Source organism: Streptomyces luteolifulvus, from assembly GCF_008806595.1.
GTDB classification, from domain to species: Bacteria; Actinomycetota; Actinomycetes; order Streptomycetales; family Streptomycetaceae; genus Streptomyces; species Streptomyces luteolifulvus.
Genome location: NZ_VZRB01000087.1, coordinates 1 through 2686, shown reverse-complemented (window position 1 = coordinate 2686; position 2686 = coordinate 1). Strand labels below are relative to the sequence as shown.

The window sequence follows — 2686 nt, the reverse complement described above, 5'->3', positions numbered from 1 at the left end:
GTGTGGTCAGAGGACCTTGGAGAGGAAGGAGCGGGTGCGTTCGTGCTGGGGGTTTCCCAGCACGTCGCGGGGGTGGCCGGACTCGACGACGACGCCGTCGTCCATGAAGACCAGGGAGTCGCCGACCTCGCGGGCGAAGCCCATCTCGTGGGTGACGACGATCATGGTCATGCCGTCCTCGGCGAGGTCCCGCATCACGTCGAGGACCTCGCCGACCAGTTCGGGGTCCAGGGCCGAGGTGGGCTCGTCGAAGAGCATCAGCTTGGGCTGCATGGCCAGGGCCCGGGCGATGGCGACGCGCTGCTGCTGGCCGCCGGAGAGCTGGGCGGGGTAGTGGCCGACCTTGTCGCCGAGGCCGACCCGGTCCAGCAGCTGCCGGGCGCGTTCCCGGGCGGCGGCCTTGGTCTCGCCCTTGACCTGGACCGGCGCCTCGGTGACGTTCTCCAGCGCGGTCATGTGGGGGAAGAGGTTGAAGCGCTGGAAGACCATGCCGATGTCCCGGCGCTGCGCGGCCACCTCCTTCTCCTTCAGCTCGTAGAGCTTGTCGCCGCTTTGCCGGTAGCCGACCAGGCTGCCGTCGACGTAGAGCCGGCCGGCGCTGATCTTCTCCAGGTGGTTGATGCAGCGCAGGAAGGTGGACTTGCCGGAGCCGGACGGGCCGATCAGGCAGAACACCTCGCGCGGGTTGACCACCAGGTCGATGCCCTTGAGGATGTGCGCGAGCCCGAAGGACTTGTGCACCCCCTCGGCCCTGACCATCGGCTGCCCGCCGGTGGGGATGCTGTCCTTGATGAGACCGGTCATCGGGTCACCTCCGGGCGGCGGAACGAACCGAACAGGCGGAGGTTCTTCTTCAGCCGCTGCAGCGGGGTGGGCGGCAGGCTGCGCTGCGAGCCGCGGGCGTAGCGGCGCTCGAGGTAGTACTGGCCGACGCTGAACACGCTGGTCAGGATCAGGTACCAGATGGAGGCGACGAAGTACATCTCCACCACCGCCAGCGAGGTGCTGGAGACGTCCGTGGCCCGCTTGATCAGTTCGTTGAACTGGACGGCGTAGGCGAGTGAGGAGGTTTTGAGCATGTTGATGAACTCGTTGCCCGTGGGGGGCACGATCACCCGCATGGCCTGCGGCAGCACCACCCGGCGCAGCGTCTTGCCCTGGGTCATGCCCAGCGCGTGCGAGGCCTCCGTCTGCCCCTCGTCCACGGACTGGATGCCGGCCCGCACGATCTCGGACATGTAGGCGGCCTCGTTCAGGCCCAGGCCGAGCAGGGCCGCCAGGAACGGCGTCATCACCTGGTTCATCTCGTCCTTGTAGAACCCCAGGTTGAGCATGGGGAACACGAGGGCGATGTTGTACCACAGCAGCAGCTGCACCAGCACCGGGGTGCCGCGGAAGAACCAGATGTACAGCCAGGCCACCGTGGAGGTGACCGGGTTCGACGACATCCGCATCACCGCGAGGATCACCCCGAGCACCAGGCCGAGCACCATCGCCAGCACCGAGATGTACAGCGTGTGCCAGACGCCGTCCAGGATCAGGTCGTCGGTGAGGTAGTCCGGGATGATGTCGTAGTTGATCTTCGCGTTGGAGAAGGCGATCCCGATCAGCGCCAGCACGGCCACGACCAGGAAGGCGGCCACCCAGCGGCCCCAGTGGCGCACCGGGATGGCCTTGATCTGCTCCGGCGGCACCGAGCCCGCCGGAGCCTTGTCGACAGTGTCAGTCACAGTGACTGCCCTTCAGTGTTGCCTCGGGCAGGGTCAGGAGCCGCCGTTGACGGTGGCCTCGGTGACCGCGCCGTCCGTCACGTTCCACTTCTGAAGGATCTTCGTGTACTCGCCGTTCTCGATGATCGCGGCCATCGCCGCCTGCAGCGCGTCACGCAGCTGGGTGCTGTCCTTGCTCACCCCGATCCCGTACGGGCCGGCCTCGATCTGCTCACCGACCACCTCGAAGTCGTTGCCGCCGCCCGAGGTCTTCGCGTTGTACGCGGCGACCGGGAAGTCGTTCAGGTCCGCCACCGACGCGCCCTGCTTCAGCCGCAGCAGCGCCTCCGGGTCGGTGTCGAAGGTCTGCAGCTTGATGGCCTTCTTGCCGTCGTCGGTGCACTTCTTGCTCTGGTCCTTGGCGATGCCCTCGGACGTGGTGCCGCGCTGCAGCGCCACCGTCTGCCCGCACAGGTCATCCAGCGACTTGATGCCCTTCGGGTTGCCCTTCTGCACCAGGATCGAGGTACCGGCGGTGAAGTAGTCCACGAAGTCGATGCCGTCACCGACCTTCTTGCCGGTGTCGGAGTCGATGCCCTCCTGCCGGTCCTTCGTGTCGTTCATCGCCGACATGATCGTATTGAACCGCTTGGACTGCAGACCCACGATCAGCTGGTCGAACTTGCCGTTCTGGAACTCGAACCTCACCCCCAGCTGCTTGCCGAGCGCATCGGCGATGTCCGGGTCGATACCGACCGCCTTACCGCCCTCCATGTACTCGACCGGCGGGTAGGCGATGTCCGAGCCGACCTTGATCACGCCGGCCTTCTTGATGTCCGCGGGAAGCTTGTCGGCCAGCGGCGCCGCGGCGCTCGCCTCCGACGTACTGTCACTGCTGCCCTGGTCCGTCTGGTCACCGCAGGCGGTGAGCAGCAGCGCGCCTGCGACCGCGATCGCACCGACCGCGGCAATCCGGG

3 protein-coding genes are annotated in these 2686 nt (G+C 66.9%); all 3 read right to left on the bottom strand.

What is annotated here, in order from left to right; genetic code table 11:
- Positions 1-6: 6 nt before the first annotated feature.
- Complete coding sequence (locus F7R91_RS41645) at positions 7-804, bottom strand: amino acid ABC transporter ATP-binding protein (protein ID WP_331000742.1); 798 nt, start codon at positions 802-804, stop codon at positions 7-9.
- Positions 801-1730 (bottom strand): amino acid ABC transporter permease, encoded by a 930-nt coding sequence (locus F7R91_RS41640; RefSeq protein ID WP_150959058.1) that lies wholly within the window; start codon positions 1728-1730, stop codon positions 801-803. Before F7R91_RS41640 ends, F7R91_RS41645 begins: the two co-directional genes overlap by 4 nt.
- A 33-nt stretch (positions 1731-1763) precedes the next feature.
- The coding region (locus tag F7R91_RS41635; RefSeq protein ID WP_225321135.1) for an ABC transporter substrate-binding protein at positions 1764-2686 on the bottom strand (923 nt) is incomplete at its 5' end.